General features: G+C 65.6%; 17 protein-coding genes. 7 read left to right on the top strand and 10 right to left on the bottom strand.

Features of this window, described 5'->3' with window-relative positions:
• Positions 1-45 precede the first annotated feature (45 nt).
• From ACMGT0_RS29105 to ACMGT0_RS29090, 4 genes are all read right to left on the bottom strand, one after another.
• Positions 46-1,026, bottom strand: a complete 981-nt coding sequence (locus ACMGT0_RS29105; RefSeq protein ID WP_273825843.1) for a FecR domain-containing protein — start codon at positions 1,024-1,026, stop codon at positions 46-48.
• Positions 1,023-1,541 (bottom strand): RNA polymerase sigma factor, encoded by a 519-nt coding sequence (locus tag ACMGT0_RS29100; protein WP_054058348.1) that lies wholly within the window; start codon positions 1,539-1,541, stop codon positions 1,023-1,025. The genes ACMGT0_RS29105 and ACMGT0_RS29100 overlap by 4 nt, the downstream gene beginning before the upstream one ends.
• Positions 1,542-1,750: 209 nt before the next feature.
• Complete coding sequence (locus tag ACMGT0_RS29095; protein ID WP_054058347.1) at positions 1,751-2,458, bottom strand: PolC-type DNA polymerase III; 708 nt, start codon at positions 2,456-2,458, stop codon at positions 1,751-1,753.
• Complete coding sequence (locus tag ACMGT0_RS29090) at positions 2,455-4,389, bottom strand: putative nucleotidyltransferase substrate binding domain-containing protein (RefSeq protein WP_054058346.1); 1,935 nt, start codon at positions 4,387-4,389, stop codon at positions 2,455-2,457. Before ACMGT0_RS29090 ends, ACMGT0_RS29095 begins: the two co-directional genes overlap by 4 nt.
• 318 nt (positions 4,390-4,707) lie before the next feature.
• Between ACMGT0_RS29090 and ACMGT0_RS29085 the strand changes: the two genes are divergently transcribed.
• Positions 4,708-5,151 (top strand): response regulator, encoded by a 444-nt coding sequence (locus tag ACMGT0_RS29085; RefSeq protein ID WP_054058345.1) that lies wholly within the window; start codon positions 4,708-4,710, stop codon positions 5,149-5,151.
• 113 nt (positions 5,152-5,264) lie between these two features.
• Here the strand turns inward: ACMGT0_RS29085 and ACMGT0_RS29080 are convergent, their stop codons facing one another.
• Entirely contained in the window at positions 5,265-7,442 is a 2,178-nt protein-coding gene (locus ACMGT0_RS29080; protein ID WP_054058344.1) for a malate synthase G, read from the bottom strand.
• Positions 7,443-7,895: 453 nt separating this feature from the next.
• Between ACMGT0_RS29080 and ACMGT0_RS29075 the strand changes: the two genes are divergently transcribed.
• Positions 7,896-8,414: a glycine cleavage system protein R gene (locus ACMGT0_RS29075; protein WP_054058343.1), complete on the top strand. Its 519-nt coding sequence runs from the start codon at positions 7,896-7,898 to the stop codon at positions 8,412-8,414.
• Between the two features lie 216 nt (positions 8,415-8,630).
• On the opposite strand, the gene rarD is transcribed toward ACMGT0_RS29075, so the two are convergent.
• The 5 genes from rarD to ACMGT0_RS29050 all read right to left on the bottom strand — a co-directional run bounded on the left by rarD (position 8,631) and on the right by ACMGT0_RS29050 (position 14,482).
• On the bottom strand, positions 8,631-9,518 hold the full coding sequence (rarD, locus tag ACMGT0_RS29070) for an EamA family transporter RarD (protein WP_054058342.1): 888 nt from the start codon (positions 9,516-9,518) through the stop codon (positions 8,631-8,633).
• 202 nt (positions 9,519-9,720) lie between these two features.
• Positions 9,721-10,695, bottom strand: coding sequence for a serine/threonine protein kinase (locus ACMGT0_RS29065; protein ID WP_054058341.1), 975 nt, complete (start codon positions 10,693-10,695; stop codon positions 9,721-9,723).
• A gap of 170 nt (positions 10,696-10,865) precedes the next feature.
• A complete protein-coding gene (locus ACMGT0_RS29060; RefSeq protein WP_054058340.1) occupies positions 10,866-12,767 on the bottom strand; it encodes a PhoX family protein in 1,902 nt (633 codons plus the stop codon).
• 147 nt (positions 12,768-12,914) lie between these two features.
• Positions 12,915-13,679 (bottom strand): TOBE domain-containing protein, encoded by a 765-nt coding sequence (locus ACMGT0_RS29055; RefSeq protein ID WP_054058339.1) that lies wholly within the window; start codon positions 13,677-13,679, stop codon positions 12,915-12,917.
• A gap of 62 nt (positions 13,680-13,741) precedes the next feature.
• Complete coding sequence (locus tag ACMGT0_RS29050) at positions 13,742-14,482, bottom strand: double zinc ribbon domain-containing protein (protein ID WP_416770771.1); 741 nt, start codon at positions 14,480-14,482, stop codon at positions 13,742-13,744.
• Positions 14,483-14,570: 88 nt separating this feature from the next.
• On the opposite strand from ACMGT0_RS29050, the gene bioB reads away from it, so the two are divergent.
• The 5 genes from bioB (at position 14,571) to bioD (ending at position 19,207) form a co-directional block, all read left to right on the top strand.
• A complete protein-coding gene (gene bioB / locus ACMGT0_RS29045; protein WP_054059332.1) occupies positions 14,571-15,626 on the top strand; it encodes a biotin synthase BioB in 1,056 nt (351 codons plus the stop codon).
• A gap of 184 nt (positions 15,627-15,810) precedes the next feature.
• Positions 15,811-17,001 carry an 8-amino-7-oxononanoate synthase gene (gene bioF / locus ACMGT0_RS29040; RefSeq protein WP_416770768.1) on the top strand — a complete coding sequence of 397 codons (1,191 nt, stop codon included), beginning with the start codon at positions 15,811-15,813 and terminating at the stop codon, positions 16,999-17,001.
• A complete protein-coding gene (locus ACMGT0_RS29035) occupies positions 16,994-17,725 on the top strand; it encodes an alpha/beta fold hydrolase (RefSeq protein ID WP_416770764.1) in 732 nt (243 codons plus the stop codon). Before bioF ends, ACMGT0_RS29035 begins: the two co-directional genes overlap by 8 nt.
• On the top strand, positions 17,718-18,530 hold the full coding sequence (gene bioC, locus ACMGT0_RS29030; RefSeq protein WP_054061586.1) for a malonyl-ACP O-methyltransferase BioC: 813 nt from the start codon (positions 17,718-17,720) through the stop codon (positions 18,528-18,530). The genes ACMGT0_RS29035 and bioC overlap by 8 nt, the downstream gene beginning before the upstream one ends.
• Positions 18,527-19,207 carry a dethiobiotin synthase gene (gene bioD / locus ACMGT0_RS29025; RefSeq protein ID WP_416770762.1) on the top strand — a complete coding sequence of 227 codons (681 nt, stop codon included), beginning with the start codon at positions 18,527-18,529 and terminating at the stop codon, positions 19,205-19,207. The genes bioC and bioD overlap by 4 nt, the downstream gene beginning before the upstream one ends.
• Positions 19,208-19,246 lie beyond the last annotated feature (39 nt).

Here is a 19,246-nt window from a genome sequence, read left to right as displayed (position 1 = left end):
CAGGGGGATGATCGTTCCCGGATGGGAACGATCAGGTGTCTGCATTCAGGGCTTGGTATCGGCCTTGGCCTGCACCGTCACCCACCACTGCGTGTGTCGCTCGATCTGCACCGGCAGGGTCGGCAGCAGCGCGGTCAGCGCCAGGTCGGTGTCGTGCAGCGGGAAGCTGCCGGTAATCCGCAGGTCGGCGACTTTCGGGTCGACGCCGAGGTGGCCGCGGCGGTAGCGGCCCAGTTCGTCGAGCATGTCCGCCAGGCGCACGTTGTCCACCACCAGCATGCCGCGGGTCCAGGCGTCGGCGCCGGGGGCCAGGGTTTGCAGCGGGCCCAGGCGGTCGTGCTGCATCAGCACCTGCTGGCCTTCACGGAGGATCTGCTCGTCAGGCTGCGACTCGGGACGGGCGGCCACTGCCGATTGCAGGACGCTCAGGCGCGTGCCCCGGTCTTCGCGCTTGACCAGGAAGCGCGTGCCCAGAGCGCGCATGCGCCCGTCGCCGGTCTCGACGATGAACGGACGGGCATCGCCATGGCCGGTCTCGATGAGGATTTCGCCGTCACGCAGCACGACCCGGCGGGTCTTCTCGTCGAAACGCACATCCAGCGCACTGTGGGTGTTGAGCTGGATGACAGTGCCATCGGCCAGGTGCAGGGTGCGCTGCTCGCCGGTGGCGGTGCGCTGGTCGGCCAGCCAGTAGTCGATCGGCAGGAAGCGGTTGCCCAGCAGCAGGGCCAGGCCGCAGGCCAGCGCCACGCTGGCCAGGCCGCTGCCGAGCTTGCGCATCCGCCGGTGCGCACCGTCACGGGATTTCAGCAGGGCGCTGCGGGCCGGCGCGCTGGTGCCGCTGAAACGCTGGTCGAGCATGCCCAACTGGCTCCAGGCCCGGGCGTGTTCCTCGTCGGCCGCGTGCCATTTCTCGAACTCGGCCTGTTCCACGGCACTGTGGCCGCTGCCCTCCAGGCACAGTTGCCAGGCAATGGCGGCATCGAGAACGCGGGCCGATACCGGTTTGTGACTGAACGGGTTCATGTCGGCTCGCCATACAGTGCGATGTAGCACTGACGAATGCCCTGGGCCAGGTACTGGCGTACGCGGGGCACCGATACGCCGAGTTTTTCTGCAATTTCGGCGTGGCCCAGGCCGTCGAGGCGGTTGTAGAGGAAGGCTGTGCGGGCCTTGCTCGACAGCTTGCCGAGCATCTGGTCGATGGCCTTGAGGTCCTCGAGGATCGACTGCTGTTCTTCCAGGGACGGCTGTTCGTGCTCCGGCAGCAGCATCAGTTCGTTGAGGTAGGCCTGTTCCAGGGCCGCCCGGCGGAAATGGTCGAACAGCAGGCCCTTGGCAATCGCCACCAGGAACGCCTTGGGTTCGCGGGGAGCCCTGAGTTCGTCCCGTCCGAGCAGGCGCACGAAAGTGTCCTGGCTCAGGTCCTCGGCGCGTTGCGGGCAGGCAATGTTGCGCCGCAGCCATGCCAGCAGCCAGCTGCGATGGTCGCGATACAAGGCGCCAACAAGCTCATGGTGCGGGCTTCGGACTGACGACACGGGATTACCGACAGGAAGTTTAAATTAACGAGAATTATTCGCGATTGTGTCAGGGTGTCGGGAAAGGTGCAATGGCTGCTGGTCGGATTGCCATCATCCGGGTGTGGTCGTCAGAGCCGGCCTCTTCGCCGATGGAGCCGGCTCCCACAGTGCCACCGTCGCTCGCAGGGTTAATGCACGGCGTGAGAAGAAGAATACGCCGCGTCGCGTCAGAAGGACGGTGCCTGCTGCCGTCGCTTCCACTGGCCCAGCCGCTGTTGCAGGGCCAGCGGACTGTCCAGTTGCTGCCGCCGTGCCCGGCTGAACAGGATCAGCGCCAGCTCGGCGGTGGCCAGGGCATCGGCACTGGCGTGGTGGCGCTCCTCGACCTGCAACTGGAAGTGGCCGATCCAGTCGTCCAGCCCGGCCTCCCGGAAGTGCGCCTGGGGGCACAGCAGCGGGGCCAGGTCGGCGATATCAAGGAACGGGTGCTGCAGGCGATAGCCCAGGCTTTCCTTCAGTGCGCGGCAAAGCATGTGCTGGTCGAAGGGGGCATGGAACGCCAGCAGCGGACTGTCACCCACGAACGCCATGAAATCCAGCAGTGCCTCGACCGGGTCGCTGCCGGCCGCCAGTGCGCTGGGTCCCAGGCCGTGGATCAGCACACTGGGGCTGACGGTCCGCTCGGTGCGTTGCAAGGTCCGTTCGAACGACTGGCCCAGGTCGATGGCGCCATCCTCGATCGCCACCGCGCCAATCGAGATCACCTGGTCGCGGTTAAGGTTGAGCCCGGTGGTTTCCAGGTCGACCACGACCCAGCGTTGTTCACGCAGCGAGCATTCGCCCAGCGGTGCCGCCGCCGAGAGCCGTTGCAGGCGCTCCTGTTGCCCGGCATCGAGCTGTGGCGCGTTGGCCCTGAACCAGGAGAACAGGCTCATAGCTGATACCGCAGGGTCAGGCTGGCTTGCAGGCGCTGGGCCTGGCGCAGCGATTCGCGCAGGATGCGCCGGTCCAGGTGATTGAGGCTCTCCGGATCGACCCGGTTGGAGTAGGGCAGGTTGCTGCGGGTCTGCAATTGATGCTGCTGCATGCGGGTCTGCTGGATGAAGTGATAGGCCTCTTCATAGGCGGCGCCGTCGAGCGGGTCGATCACTTCGCGGTCCACCAGCTGTTGCAGGCGTTCCAGGGTATTGTTGGCCTCGATGCCGTTGGCCAGCGCCAGCAGGCGGGCGCCGTCGACGAAGGGCGTCAGGCCCTGGATCTTCAGGTCGAGGGTGGCCTTGTCGTTGCCCTTGCGGCTGAGCACGAACTCGCGGAAACGCCCCACCGGTGGGCGGTTGCGCAAGGCGTTCTCGGCCATCATGCGCTGGAACAGGCGATTGTCGGCGACCTGGGCCAGAATGCCCTGGCGCAGTTGCTGGCAGGCCTGCTCTGCGCCCCAGACCACCCGCAGGTCGAAGTAGATGCTCGAACCCAGCAGGTTTTCCGGGGTGGCCTCGCGAATGAAGGCGGCGAAGCGCCGGGCCCATTCGGCGCGGGAAAGGCACAGCTCGGGGTTGCCGGCCATGATGTTGCCCTTGCACAGGGTGAAGCCGCACAGCGCCAGGCTCTGGTTGATCTGTTGGGCCAGCGGCAGCAGCTTGCCGCGGATCTCGGCGGCATGCGCGGCGTCGCGGGCCTCGAAGAGGATGCCGTTGTCCTGATCGGTGTGCAGGGTCTGTTCGCGGCGGCCCTCGCTGCCGAAGCACAGCCAACTGAACGGTACGCCCGGGTCGCCGCGCTCGGCCAGGGTCAGTTCGATCACCCGGCACACCGTGTGGTCGTTGAGCAGGGTGATGATGTGGGTGATCTGGGTCGAGGAGGCGCCGTGGGCGAGCATGCGTTCGACCAGTTGGCCGATCTCGCCGCGTATCGCCACCAGGTTTTCCACCCGGGCGGCCGTGCGGATGGTACGGGCCAGGTGCACCAGGTCGACCCGTTGCAGGGAAAACAGGTCGCGCTCGGACACCACGCCGCATAGCCGCTGGTCCTTCACCAGGCAGACATGGGCGATATGCCGCTGGGTCATGGCGATCGCCGCGTCGAACGCGCTGTGCTCCGGGCTCAGGGCGAAGGGGGCCTGGGTCATGTGCCGCTCGATGACCTGGTTGAAGTCGCTGACGCCATCGGCGACCACCTGGCGCAGGTCGCGCAGGGTGAAGATACCCAGCGGAGTCTTGTTTTCATCGACCACCACGATGCTGCCGACCTGCTGCTCGTGCATCAGGCTGACCGCTTCGCGCAATGGCGTGAGCGGGCCGCAGGTGACCGGATGGCGCATGGCCAACTCGCCCAGCCGGCTATTGAGCGAGTACTGGGTGCCGAGGGTTTCCACGGCCTTCTGCTGCACCTGCTGGTTGACCTGGTCGAGCAGGCTGCTGACGCAGCGCAGGGCGAAGTTGCGGAAACAGTCGGAGAGCGAGAACAGCTTGATGAACGCCGGCTTGTTCAGTTGCAGGCAGAAGGTGTCTTCGCCCGCCAGGTGCTCGGTGCGGGTCGCGCGTTCGCCCAGCAGCGCGGCGAGGGGGAAGCATTCGCCGGTTGCGATTTCGAAGACGGTCTGGGTGCCACCCTTGGCCGTGTGCGGGCGTTCGCCGACGATGCGCCCCTGCTTGACGATATAGAAGTGCTCCACCGGGCCGTCGGCGGGCTTGATGATGCTCTCGCCCTGGCTGTAGAAGCGCAGCTGGCACTGCTCGACCAGGTAGGCCAGGTGGGCGTGTTCCATCTGGTTGAAGGGGGGGAAACGTTGCAGGAACTGCATGGTGCCGTGGATGTTTTGCAACACCGCGGTCTTCCCTGCCTGGGTGAAGGCATCCGCTTTGCTCATAACCGCTATCGCTGTTGTCCGTTGTTGTTATCGGTTTCTGTCGCGAGCTGTCGCTGTGTTCACCCATGGTCGGACGCTTGTTGGCGGGTGCCCATTGGACGTAAGTCTAGGGTCCGTAGGAAATATTCCTGATCTCCGCAGGGCCAGCACCAGGGGTGGCCCCGTCAATTTGGGAAATAACCTACAGTTAACTCGTTGGGTTCTTGATGCTGAACCTCTTGGAAAACTTTCCGACGAAGTGCACATTGAGCAGCCGTAGAGCGATGTCTGAGCACAGTGCCAGGGTATTTGGATGGCCAAGGGAAGCCAGAGAAGCGTATGACCGACCACGATATTTTGAGCGATGCCGAGCGTGAGGCGTTACTTCAGGTGATGCATGCTCCCCAGTTGCCCGCGCAGCGTGTGCTGATCGTCGATGACGACCAGGACGCCCGCGAGCTGTTGTCGGAGATTTTTGCCATCAATGGGATCAATTGCCTGACCGCCGCCAGTGGCAGGGCGGCGTTCGAGGTGCTGGAAGCCAACCGCTCCATCGGCTTGATGATTACCGACCTGCGCATGGCCGACGATGGCCTGGACCTGATCCGCAAGGTGCGCGGTTCGGAGCGCGCGACATTGCCGATCATCATTGTCTCCGGCAATGCCCAGGTGCGCGATGCCATCGATGCCATGCACCTGAGCGTGGTGGACTTCCTGCTCAAGCCGATCAATGCCGACCATCTGCTGAAGCTGGCCCGGCGCGAGCTGGGCATGGTGGCCTGATCGGCACTGGGGCCGCCCGCGAATGGGCCGGTAACCGGGGTAGGTTGGTGAGCCCGGAAATGAAAAAGCCCTGACCGTTCCGGCCAGGGCTTTTTCGTTGCGCTAGCGCGTGATTACAGGCCGTTGCGGGCCTTGAACTCGCGGCGGCGGCGGTGTAGCACCGGCTCGGTGTAGCCGTTCGGCTGCTTGGTCCCTTCGATCACCAGCTCGACTGCCGCCTGGAAGGCGATGTTGCTGTCGAAGTCCGGTGCCAGCGGACGGTACAGTGGGTCGCCGGCGTTCTGCCGGTCAACCACCGGTGCCATGCGCTTGAGGCTTTCCAGCACCTGGGCTTCGCTGACGATGCCGTGGCGCAGCCAGTTGGCGATGTGCTGGCTGGAGATGCGCAGGGTTGCGCGGTCTTCCATCAGCCCGACGTCGTTGATGTCCGGCACTTTCGAGCAGCCGACGCCCTGGTCGATCCAGCGCACCACGTAGCCGAGGATGCCCTGGGCGTTGTTGTCCAGCTCGTTGCGGATCTCCTCGGCCGACCAGTGGGTGTCGCTCGCCAGCGGGATGCTCAGGATGTCGTCCACCGACGCGCGCGCGCGTTTGGCCAGTTCGGCCTGGCGGGCGAACACGTCGACCTTGTGGTAGTGCAGCGCATGCAGCGCGGCCGCGGTCGGCGACGGAACCCAGGCGGTGTTGGCACCGGCCAGCGGGTGGGCGATCTTCTGTTCGAGCATCGCCGCCATCAGGTCGGGCATGGCCCACATGCCCTTGCCGATCTGCGCGCGGCCTTGCAGACCGGTGCTCAGGCCGATGTCGACGTTCCAGTTCTCGTAGGCGCCGATCCACTTCTCGGCCTTCATGGCAGCCTTGCGCACCATCGCGCCGGCTTCCATGGAGGTGTGGATTTCGTCGCCGGTACGGTCGAGGAAGCCGGTGTTGATGAACACCACGCGCTCGCTGGCGGCCTTGATGCAGGCCTTGAGGTTGACCGTGGTGCGGCGCTCCTCGTCCATGATGCCGACCTTGAGGGTGTTGCGCGGCAGGTTCAGCACTTCCTCGATGCGCCCGAACAGCTCGTTGGTGAACGCCACTTCCTCGGGGCCGTGCATTTTCGGCTTGACGATGTAGATCGAGCCGGTGCGGCTGTTGCGGCGCACGGTGTTGCCGTTGAGGTTGTGGATCGCCGCGAGGCTGGTGACCAGGCCGTCGAGAATGCCTTCGGGCACTTCGTTGCCCTGGCTGTCGAGGATCGCGTCGATGGTCATCAGGTGACCGACGTTGCGCACGAACAGCAGCGAGCGGCCGTGCAGGCTCAGTTCGCTGCCGTCGACCGCGGTGTAGCGGCGATCGGCGTTCATGGTACGGGTGAAGGTGGTGCCGCCCTTGGCGACTTCTTCCGCCAGGTCGCCCTTCATCAGGCCGAGCCAGTTGCGGTAGATCACCACCTTGTCATCGGCATCGACGGCGGCGACCGAGTCTTCGCAGTCCATGATGGTGGTCAGCGCGGCCTCCATCAGCACGTCCTTCACGCCGGCGGCGTCGGTCTGGCCGATGGGGCTGGTGGCGTCGATCTGGATTTCGAAGTGCAGGCCGTTGTTCTTCAGCAGGATGGCGCTCGGCTTCTCGGCAGCGCCCTGGAAGCCGATCAACTGGGCATCGTTGCGCAGGCCGCTGTTGCTGCCGCCCTTGAGGGCGACCACCAGCTTGCCGGCAACGATGCTGTAGCCGGTGGCATCGACATGGGAACCTGCGGCCAGGGGGGCGGCTTCATCGAGGAAGGCGCGGGCGAAGGCGATGACCTTGTCGCCGCGGACCTTGTTGTAGCCTTTGCCCTTTTCCGCGCCACCGGCCTCGCTGATGGCGTCGGTGCCGTAGAGGGCGTCATACAGCGAACCCCAGCGGGCGTTCGAGGCGTTGAGGGCGAAACGGGCGTTCATCACCGGGACGACCAACTGCGGGCCGGCGGTACGGGCGATCTCGTCGTCGACATTCTGGGTAGTGGCCTGGAAATCCGCCGCTTCTGGCAGCAGGTAGCCAATGTCTTGCAGGAAGGCTTTGTAAGCCACGGCGTCGTGGGCCTGGCCGGCTCTCGACTGGTGCCAGGCGTCGATGCGGGCCTGGAAATCATCGCGTTTGGCGAGTAGGGCTTTGTTCTTCGGCGCCAGGTCGTGGATGACCTTGTCGGCACCGGCCCAGAACTGGTCCGCAGTCAGACCGGTGCCGGGAATGGCTTCGTTGTTCACGAAGTCGAACAGGACTCTGGCGACCCGAAGGCCACCGACTTGAACGTGTTCAGTCATTGCTTGCCTCACTCTGCTCAGCTATTCAGCTCTTCTATTTAAAGCCTTGCGTGCTTCTCTAAACACAGTACCAGAACATGCCCTCGCGGACGGCTGGGCTGGCCCCGCCAACCTTGGCCGGTGGGGCTTTCCGTGATTTCACAGGCACTCGGGCGAACATCCATCCAAGGTTATGTAGTGCGCGCTGGGGCATACTACATGATGCATTGCGGTTGTGAAAATCAGACTAAATACGTCGTTCTGCGACCAATCGGTTCTGTCTGGTCACGCAGCAGGTCTTGATGTTCTCAAGAAATGCATGGGTTGTTCCATAAAAATCTGAAAATGGTACACAATTTGTTGTCTGCGATTGGATATGCCCGGTGGAGCGCTGCCTGAATGTGAAAGCGCCAGCCCGGTCATCGCCTGGCTCATTGCCTATACTGGATCGATGAACCGCCAGAGGGCTGCCCCGTGGACCATCTCGTACTGACTGTATTCGCCCCGGACAAGGCCGGCCAGGTCGAACGGATCGCCCAATGCATCGCCGCCCACGGCGGCAACTGGCTGGAAAGCCGCCTGTCGCGACTGGCCGGGCAGTTCGCCGGGATCCTGCGCATCGGCGTGCCGGCCGAAGCCCACGATGAACTGATCGAAGCCCTGCAGGCACTCTCCAGCCAGGGTATCCGCGTGCTGATCGCCGAAAGCGGCATCGAGCAGTCCTGCACCTGGAAACCCATCGCCATGGAACTGGTGGGCAACGATCGCCCCGGCATCGTCCGTGATATCACCCGCCTGCTCAGCGAGCAGGGCGTCAATCTCGAACGGTTGGTGACCGATGTCCGCCCGGCGCCGATGAGCAGTGAGCCGCTGTTTCACGCCGAAGCGATTCTGGCGGTGCCGTTGACCCTGTCCCTGGAGGGCCTGCAGGCGAGCCTGGAAGCCCTGGCCGACGACCTGATGGTGGAGCTGGTGCTGCGCAGTGAAGGCTGAACCGGTTTATCCAAGTTAACCGGGGACGGGCCTGTGGATAAGCTGGGGAGACACGGCGCCCGGCCAGGTGGGCCGTGGCTTACCGAGAGTTGAGCAAAAAACGAGCAGTTTCAAGGGCTTGTGCACAAACGGCGTGGACCGGCTTGTGGATAACCTTGGGATGGAAGCCTGCAGCCCTTGCGGATCGGGGCTTGCAGGCTTCTGTACGTTTTCTGATCAGCCGCGTTTGCGCAGGCTGAGCCAGATATCCACGCTGTAGACCACCAGGCCCGCCCAGATGAACATGAAGGCGGTCAGGGTGCTGGATGACAGATGCTCGTCGAACATCAGCACGGCCTCCATCAATACCAGCGTTGGCGCCAGGTATTGGAGGAAGCCCAGGGTGGTGTAGGGCAGGTGGCGGGCGGCGGCGTTGAAGCTGACCAGCGGCACCAGCGTGACCGGGCCGGCGGCCACCAGCCACCAGGACTGGGGGTTGCTCCAGAATTCCAGATGGGCACTGCTCGCTTGCGGATGCAACAGCAGCCAGCCCACGGCCAGCGGCACCAGCATCCAGGTTTCCACCACCAGGCCGGGTAGCGCCTGGACCGGTGCCTGCTTGCGGATCAGGCCGTAGAAGCCGAAGGTCAGCGCCAGTGCCAGCGAGACCCAGGGCAGGCTGCCGACCTGCCAGACCTGCTGGGCCACGCCGATGGCCGCCAGGCCCACTGCGATCCACTGCAGGCGGCGCAGGCGCTCACCCAGCAGCAACATCCCCAGCAGCACGTTGACCAGCGGGTTGATGTAGTAGCCGAGGCTGGCTTCGAGCATGCGCCCGTTGTTCACCGACCAGACGTAGGTCAGCCAGTTGGCCGCGATCAGCGTGCCGCTCAGCGCCAGGATCGCCAGGCGGCGCGGATTCTCGCGCAGTTCGCGCCACCAGCCCGGATGTTTCCAGGCGGCCAGCAGCAGGCTGCCGAACAGGGCCGACCAGAGCACGCGGTGGATGATGATCTCCACCGCAGGCACGGCGGCGATGATCTTGAAGTAGATCGGGAACAGGCCCCAGATGATGTAGGCGGTAAGGCCGAGGATGTACCCGCGGCGCGGGTTGGCGGCTTGCATGCAAAGTCCTTGCTTGGGCTGCTGACAGAAGAGCGATTGTAAGGAGATTTATGGCGTTGTGGTGCTGGCACCACGGATCCATTGTGGGAGCGGGCTGGCTCGCGATTGCGTCGCGGCATTCAGCGATGGTGCCGGCTGATGCGCCGCGTTCGCGAGCACACCCGCTGCCACACGGGTCGCGGGTTGCTTGTCGGTATGTCGATCAGAAGAGCTTCAGCGGTTCTTCATTCAACGCTGCCAGTTGCTCGCGCAACGCCAGGACCTGGTCGCCCCAGTAGCGTTCGCTGCCGAACCACGGAAAGCTGCGTGGAAACGCCGGGTCGTCCCAGCGCCGAGCCAGCCAGGCGCTGTAGTGCATCAGGCGCAGGGCACGCAGCGGTTCGATCAGCGCCAGTTCGCGGGGATCGAAGTCGTGGAACTCGCTGTAGCCCTCGACCAGTTCCGAGAGTTGGCCGAGACATTCCTGGCGGTCGCCGGCGAGCATCATCCACAGGTCCTGGACCGCCGGGCCCATGCGGCAGTCGTCGAGGTCGACGATGTGGAACACCTCGTCGCGACACATCATGTTGCCGGGGTGGCAGTCGCCATGCAGGCGGATGTTGCGGTGCGGGGTTTCGCGGTAGAGCTGTTCCACCCGCTTGAGCAGGTCACGGGCCACCGACTCGTAGGCCGGCAACAGGCTGCCGGGGATGAAGCCGCCTTCGAGCAGGGTGGCCAGCGCATCATGGCCGAAGTTCTGCACGCCGAGGGCTTCTCGGTGCTCGAACGGGCGGGTGGCGCCGACCGCGTGCAGGCGGCCCAGCAGTTGGCCGAGGCGGTAGAGCTGGTCGAGATTGCCCGGCTCCGGGGCCCGCCCGCCGCGCCGTGGGAACAGGGCGAAGCGGAAGCCCTGGTGTTCGAACAGGCTTTCGCCGTTGTGTTGCAGCGGCGCGACCACCGGCACTTCGCAGTCGGCCAGTTCGAAGGTGAAGCGGTGTTCCTCGAGGATCGCGGCGTCGGTCCAGCGCTGTGGACGATAGAACTTGGCGATCAGCGGTTCGCTGTCTTCGATGCCGACCTGATAGACGCGGTTTTCATAGCTGTTGAGCGCCAGTACCCGGGCATCGCTGAGAAAGCCGAGGCTTTCCACGGCGTCGAGGACCAGGTCGGGGGTGAGGGTATCAAACGGATGGGACATGTTGGCTCCTGCGCGCAGCAGGTTGCCGCGTCCGGCCAGGCATCTTAGCGCACTGGGGAGCGCAATGGTGTGGGCGGTCAGGGCATCTTCGCGGGCAGGCCCGCTTCCACAGGTGCAACTGCGCTTGACGCCGTCGCTGGGGGAGCGCGCTTGCCCGCGAAAGCCGGGTGTCAGGCGCCGATGATCCCGCCATCCTCCCGCCGAATCGCCATCACCGACGAGCGTGGCTTGCCATTGGGCAGGTGCTCGGGAAAGGTCGAGCCGCCGTTCTCGCCCGGATGCTGGATGCCGACGAACAGGGTCTTCTGGTCTGGCGCGAAGCTGATGCCGGTCACCTCGCAGCCGACCGGGCCGACCATGAACCGGCGGATCTCGCCACTCGCCGGGTCGGCACAGAGCATCTGGTTGTTGCCCATGCCGGCGAAGTCACCGGCGTTGCTGTAGTCGCCATCGGTGAGGATCCACAACCGCCCGGCCTTGTCGAAGCCCAGGCCATCGGGGCTGTTGAACATGTTCTGCGGGGTGATGTTCGACGAGCCACCCTTGGGCGTCCCGGCATGCACGCCGGGGTTGCCGGCGACCACGAACAGGTCCCATTCGAAGGTTGGGGCGCCGTGATCGTTGCCGGCGGCGTGCCAGCGCAGGATCTGGCCGTAGACGTTCTTCTCCCGCGGGTTCGGCCCGCCCACCGGCTGGCCGTCCTCGCCGCGCCTGGCGTTGTTGGTCAGGGTGCAATACACCTGGCCATCGATGGGACTGACGACGATCCACTCCGGGCGGTCCATGCGGGTGGCCTTGACCACGCTGGCGGCGAGGCGGGCATGGATCAGCACCTCGGCCTGGCTGGCAAAGCCGCTGTCGGCATCGATGCCGTTCCTGCCGAAGCTCAGTTCGACCCACTCACCCTTGCCCCTGGGCCGATCCGGGTTGCCGTCGCCGTTGTCGAAGCGCGCCACATACAGGGTGCCGTGGTCGAGCAGGTCGCGGTTGGCCTTGGGGTTCTTGTGGTTGATGCGGTCGCGGCTGATGAACTTGTAGATGAACTCGCCGCGCTCGTCGTCGCCCATGTAGACCACCGCGCGCCCGTCGCGGGTTTCGGCGAGGGCGGCGTTCTCGTGCTTGAAGCGGCCGAGGGCGGTGCGCTTGACCGGCGTGGACTGCGGATCGAACGGGTCGATCTCCACCACCCAGCCATGACGGTTCAACTCGTTGGGGTTCAGGGCCAGGTCGAAGCGCGGGTCGTGGACGTGCCAGCCGATCTCCTTGCTCGCGGCCACCACACCGTAGCGTTTCTGCGCGGCATCGAACTTCTGCTCGGCATTGCTGCTGCCGAAGCAGTCGGTGAAGTTTTCCTCGCAGGTCAGGTAGGTGCCCCACGGCGTCTTGCCGTTGGCGCAGTTCTGGAAGGTGCCGAGCACCTTGCGCCCCTGCTTGTCGGCGCGGGTCTGCAGCCAGGGATGACCGGCCGCCGGGCCGCCGATGCGGATCGGCGTGTTGCCGTGGATGCGCCGGTTGTAGGGCGAGCCCTGGACGAAGTGCCACTGGTCGTCCTTGCGCTGGATCTCGATCACCGACACGCCTTCGCTGGCCTGGGCCTTGTGCACATCTTCCAGCGACTGCGGCTGGCCACCGTGAGCGTAGAGGTAGCGGTAGTTGGTGTATTCGTTGTTGATCGCCATCAGCGCGCGATGGTCGTCGCCGGGGAAGGGGAACAGGCTCATGCCGTCGTTGTTGTCGCCGAACTGGACTTCCTGGGCCTTGGCGGTGCCGTTGCCGCTCGGGTCGAAGGCCGGACCGTTCTTCTCCAGTGGCTGGCCCCAACTGATCAGTACCGAACTGGTGTAGCCGGGCGGCAGGCTCAGTTGGTCGCCGGTGGCGGCGGCAATGCTGTCGAAACCCAGCAGCTTGCCGGTGGCGGCGCTGACACTGGCAGCCATCACGCTGCGGGTCAGCAGGTTGCCGCCGAGGAACAGTGCGGCGCCGCACAGGGCACCGGCACTGATGAAGCCACGGCGGCTGAGGCCGACCATCTGCTCGAGGTCGGTGGATTGGTTGTCTTCTAATAGGCTCATCGTCAGGCTCCCTGCGGTTAGGCAGTCACCTTAATCAGCGCGGATGACGGATTTGTTGCAGGAAAAAGTCGGAATGTTTCGCCCACCCACCGCCGGCTGCAGAATGCCGTCCGTACCTTGTAGGAGCATGGCTTGCCCACGAAAGCGTCAAAGTGGCGTACCCAGCAACACGAAGGCGGGCGCAAACTGCGCCCGTACCGCGCTCCCGCTGGTCAAACCCAGGGCCGCGAGCTTTTGCGCGGTGGCCAGGGCGCACAGCGTCTGTCCGTTAGGCAAGGTGATTCTGACCTCGGCAGGGCCGTTTTCGTCTTCCAGAATGTCCTCGACGATACCGTCCAGACAATTGTTTCCAGGTGTTGCCGAGGCCTGCGGAGCGAGCAGTTCCAGCCAGCCGGCCTTGATCAGGGCGACCACCTGGGTGCCGGTTTCCAGTTCCAGCCGCAGGGTGCTGTCGTGGGTGATCTGCGCCTGCAGGGTCAGGCCCGCGGCCAGTTCCAGACGTACCAGGTCGTTGCGTCCATGGCTGTCGATGCCGACCACGGTGCCGTGCAACTGGTTGCGGGCGCTGGTGCGCAACATCAGGCGTCCGAGCAGGTCGAGGTCGCTGGCGTCCTCGGCGGCTTCCAGCACCTGCGCCTGGATCGTCTGCAGGCGTTGATAGAGACGCAACACCCGCTCGCCCTCGGTCGACAGTTTCGCCCCGCCGCCGCCCTTGCCGCCGACACTGCGTTCCACCAACGGCTTGTGCGCCAGGTTGTTCAGCTCGTCGATGGCATCCCAGGCGGCCTTGTAGCTCAGGCCCGCGCTTTTCGCCGCGCGGGTGATCGAGCCCTGCTCGGCGATGTGTTGCAACAGGGCGATGCGCTGTGGGCGGCGGGCGATGTATTGGGTCAGCAGGACGGGCAGGGACATGGGCGGTGGTGGCAGTGTTTTCAAGGAGGTGCCTTCGAAAGTGCCCGCTGGCGTGGCGGGCGTCAAGCCGGGGCTCCCGGCTTGGGCGTGCGGGCCAGGCAGTAGACATCGACCCGTCGGGCGCCGGCCCGCAGCAGCAGGCGCGCCAGGCTTTCGGCGGTGGCGCCGGTGGTCAGCACGTCGTCGACCAGCGCCAGGTGCAGGCCTGCGACCGAAACGCCGGGGGCCAGGGCGAAGGCGTTCAGCAGGTTGCGCCGGCGCGCCCTGGCGTCCAGTTCCTGCTGGGCGACGGTGTCCTGAATACGCAGTAAACGGTGCTCATCTGCCGGAATCTGCAGGCTTCTGCCCAGCCAGTTCATCAACATCGCGGCCTGGTTGTAGCCGCGCTGGCGTTGCCGTTTCACGGCCATGGGCACCGGCAGCAGCAGGTCCGGTCGCGGCAGGCCGTGGTCGAAGCGTTCGCGCAGGGCCAGGGCCAGCAGTTCGGCCAGCAGGCGTCCCAGCGGCCACTGGCTCTGGTGCTTGAAGCGGGTGATCAGGCTGTCGACCGGGAACTGGTAGGTCCAGGGGGCGATGACCTGCTCGAAGCTGGGCGGCTGTTTCAGGCAATGGCCGCAGGTCAGGCCGGCCATCGGCAAGGGCAGGGCGCAGGTCTGGCAGTATTCCAGCAGCCAGGGCAGTTCGCTTTCGCAGGGGCTGCACAATGGATGGAGGTTGTCGCTGGGCTCGTCGCAGAGTAGACAGGTCTGGTTGTTTTTTAGCCAGATGTAAACCTGTCGTTTGCGATGTGGTTGACAGTCCATGTCGCTTCCTTAAATATGCCGGCATCCGTGTCGTGGTCGTGGCTGTCGCCCCGGCCGCTTGCCCAGCATAAAACAAGGAACTCCAGCGATGAGTGCCAGCACTACTGCCACTTTGCGTCATGATTGGTCCCTGGCCGAGGTCAAGGCACTGTTCGAGCAGCCGTTCAACGACCTGCTGTTCCAGGCCCAGACCGTGCACCGCGCGCACTTCGACGCCAACCGCGTGCAAGTGTCGACCCTGCTGTCGATCAAGACCGGCGCCTGCCCGGAAGACTGCAAGTACTGCCCGCAGTCCGGTCACTACAACACCGGGCTGGAAAAGGAAAAGCTGCTGGAAGTGCAGAAGGTCCTGGAGGAGGCTGCCCGGGCCAAGGCCATCGGTTCGACCCGCTTCTGCATGGGCGCGGCGTGGAAGCACCCGTCGGCCAAGGACATGCCGTACGTGCTGGAGATGGTCAAGGGCGTGAAGGCCATGGGCCTGGAAACCTGCATGACGCTGGGGCGGCTGGATCAGGAGCAGACCGCCGCGCTGGCCGAAGCCGGCCTGGACTACTACAACCACAACCTCGACACCTCGCCGGAGTTCTACGGCAGCATCATCACCACCCGCACCTACAGCGAGCGTCTGCAGACCCTCGCCTACGTGCGCGATGCCGGGATGAAGATCTGTTCCGGCGGCATCCTCGGCATGGGCGAGTCCCTCGACGACCGGGCCGGCCTGCTGATCCAGTTGGCCAACCTGCCGGAGCACCCGGAGTCGGTGCCGATCAACATGCTGGTGAAGGTCGCCGGTACGCCGCTGGAGAATGCCGAGGATGTCGATCCGTTCGACTTCATCCGCATGCTGGCGGTGGCGCGGATTCTGATGCCCAAGTCCCACGTGCGCCTGTCGGCGGGCCGCGAGGCGATGAACGAACAGATGCAGGCCCTGGCGTTCTTCGCCGGTGCCAACTCGATCTTCTATGGCGAGAAGCTGCTGACCACCGCCAACCCGCAGGCCGACAAGGACATGCGCCTGTTCGCCCGCCTGGGTATCCAGCCCGAAGCCCGCGAGGAACATGCCGACGAAGTGCACCAGGCGGCTATCGAGCAGGCGCTGGTGGAGCAGAAGAGCAGCGAGCAGTTCTACAACGCCGCAGTCTGATTCACACCGCTTTTCCAACGGAACACCGCCCGGCCCTTGGCTGCGCCGATCTCTGTAGGAGTCGGGCTTGCCCGCGAAGCTTTTAGCGATCGAGAGGACGCATTCGCGGGCAAGCCCGGCTCCTACAGGGGGCGGCGCAGCCGGGACCAGGCGGTGTTCTTCAGATTGCATCTGCGAGGCGCCCATGTCCTTCGATCTGTCCGCACGCCTGGCCGCCCGTCGTGCGCAAAACCTCTATCGCCAGCGGCCGCTGCTCGAAAGCCCGCAGGGCCCGGAAGTGCTGGTCGATGGCCAGCCCCTGCTGGCTTTCTGCAATAACGATTACCTGGGCCTGGCCAATCACCCGCAAGTCATCGAGGCCTGGCAGGCCGGTGCCGCGCGCTGGGGCGTGGGCGGTGGGGCGGCGCATCTGGTGATCGGCCACAGCGGTCCGCACCAGGCGCTGGAAGAAGCGTTGGCCGAGTTCACCGGGCGGCCTCGCGCGTTGTTGTTCAGCGCCGGCTACATGGCCAACCTGGGCGCGGTCACGGCGCTGGTCGGGCAGGGCGATACGGTGCTGGAAGATCGTCTCAATCACGCATCATTGCTGGATGCCGGGCTGCTCTCGGGTGCACGGTTCAATCGCTACCTGCACAACGATCCGGCCAGCCTCGCCAAGCGCCTGGAAAAAGCCACCGGCAATACGCTGGTGGTCACCGACGGGGTGTTCAGCATGGATGGCGATATCGCCGACCTGCCGGCCCTGGCCCGTGAAACCCGTGCCCGCGGCGCCTGGCTGATGGTCGACGACGCCCACGGTTTCGGCCCTCTGGGCGCCCAGGGCGGCGGTATCGTCGAGCACTTCGGCCTGAGCCAGGAAGACGTACCGGTGCTGGTCGGCACCCTGGGCAAGGCATTCGGCACGGCGGGTGCGTTCGTCGCCGGCAGCGAAGAACTGATCGAAAGCCTGGTGCAGTTCGCCCGGCCCTACATCTACACCACCAGCCAGCCGCCGGCGCTGGCCTGCGCCACGCTGAAAAACCTGGAACTGCTGCGCAGCGAACATTGGCGTCGGCAGCATCTGGACGCGCTGATCCGCCAGTTCCGCGAGGGGGCGCAGCAGATCGGCCTGGAGTTGATGGACAGTTTCACGCCGATCCAGCCGATCCTGATCGGTGATGCCGGCCGGGCGCTGCGCTTCTCGCAACTGCTGCGCGAACGCGGGCTGATGGTGACGGCGATTCGGCCGCCGACCGTACCGGCCGGCAGTGCGCGCCTGCGGGTCACGCTGACCGCCGCCCACAGCGAGGCGCAGGTGCGGCTATTGTTAGAAGCATTGGCAGAGTGTTCCAGATTGCTGGGGCCCCATGAGCCGTTGGAGCCACCTCATGCGTGACCGTCTGATTCTGTTGCCCGGCTGGGGCCTTGGCATTTCGCCGCTGGAACCCTTGGCGGCGGCCTTGCGCGGTCTGGACGAGCACCTGCGGGTGGAGATCGAGCCGCTGCCGGCGCTTGCCGGCGGCGAACTGACGGAGTGGATCGAGGCGCTCGATGCCAGCCTGCCGGAGAACACCTGGCTGGGTGGCTGGTCGCTCGGCGGCATGCTGGCAGCGGAACTGGCGGCCCGCCGTGGCGATCGTTGCTGCGGCCTGCTGACGCTGGCGAGCAATCCGCGTTTCGTGGCCGGTGACGGCTGGTCCGGCGCCATGGCCGAGGACACCTTCGAGCAGTTCCTGAGCGGCTGTCGCGCGCAGCCTCAGGCCACCCTCAAGCGCTTCAGCCTGCTGTGCGCCCAGGGCTCGTCGGACCCGCGCGGGCAATCGCGGGTGCTCCTGGGCGGGGCACCGCACAGCAGCCCCGAGGTTCTGCTCAGTGGGCTTGAGGTGTTGGCACAGTTGGACACCCGCGAGGCCCTGCAAACCTATGGCGGCCCGCAGTTGCACCTGTTTGCCGGGCTCGACGGCCTGGTGCCGGCCGAGGCGGCGGGCGAGTTGCTGGCGTTGTTGCCGGATGTCGAAGTCGGCCTGATCGAACAGGCCGGCCATGCGTTTCTTCTGGAAGACCCCCATGGAGTGGCCGGGGCTATCCAGGCCTTTTTGCATGAGTGCGCCGATGACTGATCTTTCACGTCCGCCGTTGCCGGGCGGCCTGCCCGACAAGCGCCAGGTCGCCGCCTCGTTTTCCCGTGCGGCCGCCAGTTACGACAGCGTGGCCCAGTTGCAGCGCGATGTCGGTGACGAGTTGTTGCGGCGCCTGCCGGAGCAGTTCAGCCCTTCGCGCTGGCTCGATGTCGGCTGCGGTACCGGCTACTTCACCCGGGCCCTGGGCGGCCGTTTTGGTGAAGGGCAGGGCCTGGCCCTGGATATCGCCGAGGGCATGCTCGAACACGCCCGGCCCCTGGGCGGCGCGCGACATTTCATCGCCGGTGATGCCGAGCGGCTGCCGCTGCAGGCGCAGTGTTGCGACCTGGTGTTCTCCAGCCTGGCCGTACAGTGGTGTGCCGACTTTGCCGCCGTGCTCGACGAGGCGCGGCGAGTGTTGCGCCCGGGCGGCGTGATGGCGTTTGCCAGCCTGTGTGTCGGCACCCTGCATGAGCTGCGTGAGAGTTGGCGGGCCGTGGATGGTCTGGTTCACGTCAATCGCTTTCGCGAGTTCGCCGAGTACCAGCGCCTGTGCGCGGCCAGCGGCTTGCGCGTGGTGAGCCTGGAAAGCCGGCCACAGGTGCTGTTTTACCCGGACGTGCGCAGCCTGACCCACGAGCTCAAGGCGCTCGGTGCGCACAACCTCAACCCCGGACGGCCGGGCGGGCTGACCGGACGCGCGCGGGTGCTCGGCCTGATCGACGCCTATGAACAATTTCGCCAGGCGCAGGGGCTGCCGGCGACCTACCAGGTGGTCTACGCCGTGTTGGAGAAGCCGCTATGAGCGCAGCCTATTTCATTGCCGGGACCGACACCGATGTCGGCAAGACCACCATCGCCGCCGGCCTGCTGCATGCGGCCCGGGCCGCCGGCCTGAGCACCGCGGCGGGCAAGCCGGTGGCGTCCGGTTGCGAGGTGACCCCCCAGGGCCTGCGTAACGCCGATGCCCTGGCGTTGCTGGCCGAGTGCTCGTTGCCGTTGTCCTACGCGCAGGTCAACCCGGTGGCGCTCGAACCGGCCATCGCCCCGCACCTGGCGGCGCGCGAAGCCGGCGTGGCGCTGACGGTGCAATCACTGCTGGAGCCGATGCGCGAGATTCTCGCGCTGCAGGCCGATTTCACCCTGATCGAAGGGGCCGGCGGTTGGCGGGTACCCCTGGCCGACCAGGCCAATCTGTCGGACCTGGCCTGTGGCCTGGGGTTGCCGGTGATCCTGGTGGTGGGCGTACGCCTGGGGTGCATCAGTCACGCCCTGCTGACCGCCGAGGCGATTGCCCGCGATGGCCTGCAGTTGGCCGGTTGGGTGGCCAACATCATCGATCCGAAGACCTCTCGTCTGGAAGAAAACCTCGCGACGCTGGCCGAGCGCCTGCCGGCGCCGTGCCTGGGACGCGTGCCGCGCCTCAAGGCAACGACCGCACAGGCCGTGGCAGAGCGCTTGCAGCTGGATCTGCTGGACTGATGCCCGAGGCCAGGCGCTAGCTTTTGCCTATTGCCAGGC

This window comes from Pseudomonas sp. RHF3.3-3, assembly GCF_048069595.1.
Classification (GTDB): Bacteria; Pseudomonadota; Gammaproteobacteria; order Pseudomonadales; family Pseudomonadaceae; genus Aquipseudomonas; species Aquipseudomonas fuscovaginae_B.
This window is presented reverse-complemented; position numbering and strand designations above follow the sequence as displayed.

Excerpts from the sequence above, each read along its gene's own strand:
- bioB (WP_054059332.1), top strand. The coding sequence starts at position 14,571 with ATGAGTGCCAGCACTACTGCCACTTTGCGTCATGATTGGTCCCTGGCC.
- ACMGT0_RS29035 (WP_416770764.1), top strand. The coding sequence starts at position 16,994 with ATGCGTGACCGTCTGATTCTGTTGCCCGGCTGGGGCCTTGGCATTTCG.
- bioC (WP_054061586.1), top strand. The coding sequence starts at position 17,718 with ATGACTGATCTTTCACGTCCGCCGTTGCCGGGCGGCCTGCCCGACAAG.
- ACMGT0_RS29065 (WP_054058341.1), bottom strand. The coding sequence starts at position 10,695 with ATGTCCCATCCGTTTGATACCCTCACCCCCGACCTGGTCCTCGACGCC.
- ACMGT0_RS29050 (WP_416770771.1), bottom strand. The coding sequence starts at position 14,482 with ATGGACTGTCAACCACATCGCAAACGACAGGTTTACATCTGGCTAAAA.
- bioF (WP_416770768.1), top strand. The coding sequence starts at position 15,811 with ATGTCCTTCGATCTGTCCGCACGCCTGGCCGCCCGTCGTGCGCAAAAC.
- ACMGT0_RS29085 (WP_054058345.1), top strand. The coding sequence starts at position 4,708 with ATGACCGACCACGATATTTTGAGCGATGCCGAGCGTGAGGCGTTACTT.
- ACMGT0_RS29105 (WP_273825843.1), bottom strand. The coding sequence starts at position 1,026 with ATGAACCCGTTCAGTCACAAACCGGTATCGGCCCGCGTTCTCGATGCC.
- rarD (WP_054058342.1), bottom strand. The coding sequence starts at position 9,518 with ATGCAAGCCGCCAACCCGCGCCGCGGGTACATCCTCGGCCTTACCGCC.
- ACMGT0_RS29080 (WP_054058344.1), bottom strand. The coding sequence starts at position 7,442 with ATGACTGAACACGTTCAAGTCGGTGGCCTTCGGGTCGCCAGAGTCCTG.
- ACMGT0_RS29055 (WP_054058339.1), bottom strand. The coding sequence starts at position 13,679 with ATGTCCCTGCCCGTCCTGCTGACCCAATACATCGCCCGCCGCCCACAG.
- ACMGT0_RS29060 (WP_054058340.1), bottom strand. The coding sequence starts at position 12,767 with ATGAGCCTATTAGAAGACAACCAATCCACCGACCTCGAGCAGATGGTC.
- ACMGT0_RS29090 (WP_054058346.1), bottom strand. The coding sequence starts at position 4,389 with ATGAGCAAAGCGGATGCCTTCACCCAGGCAGGGAAGACCGCGGTGTTG.
- ACMGT0_RS29095 (WP_054058347.1), bottom strand. The coding sequence starts at position 2,458 with ATGAGCCTGTTCTCCTGGTTCAGGGCCAACGCGCCACAGCTCGATGCC.
- bioD (WP_416770762.1), top strand. The coding sequence starts at position 18,527 with ATGAGCGCAGCCTATTTCATTGCCGGGACCGACACCGATGTCGGCAAG.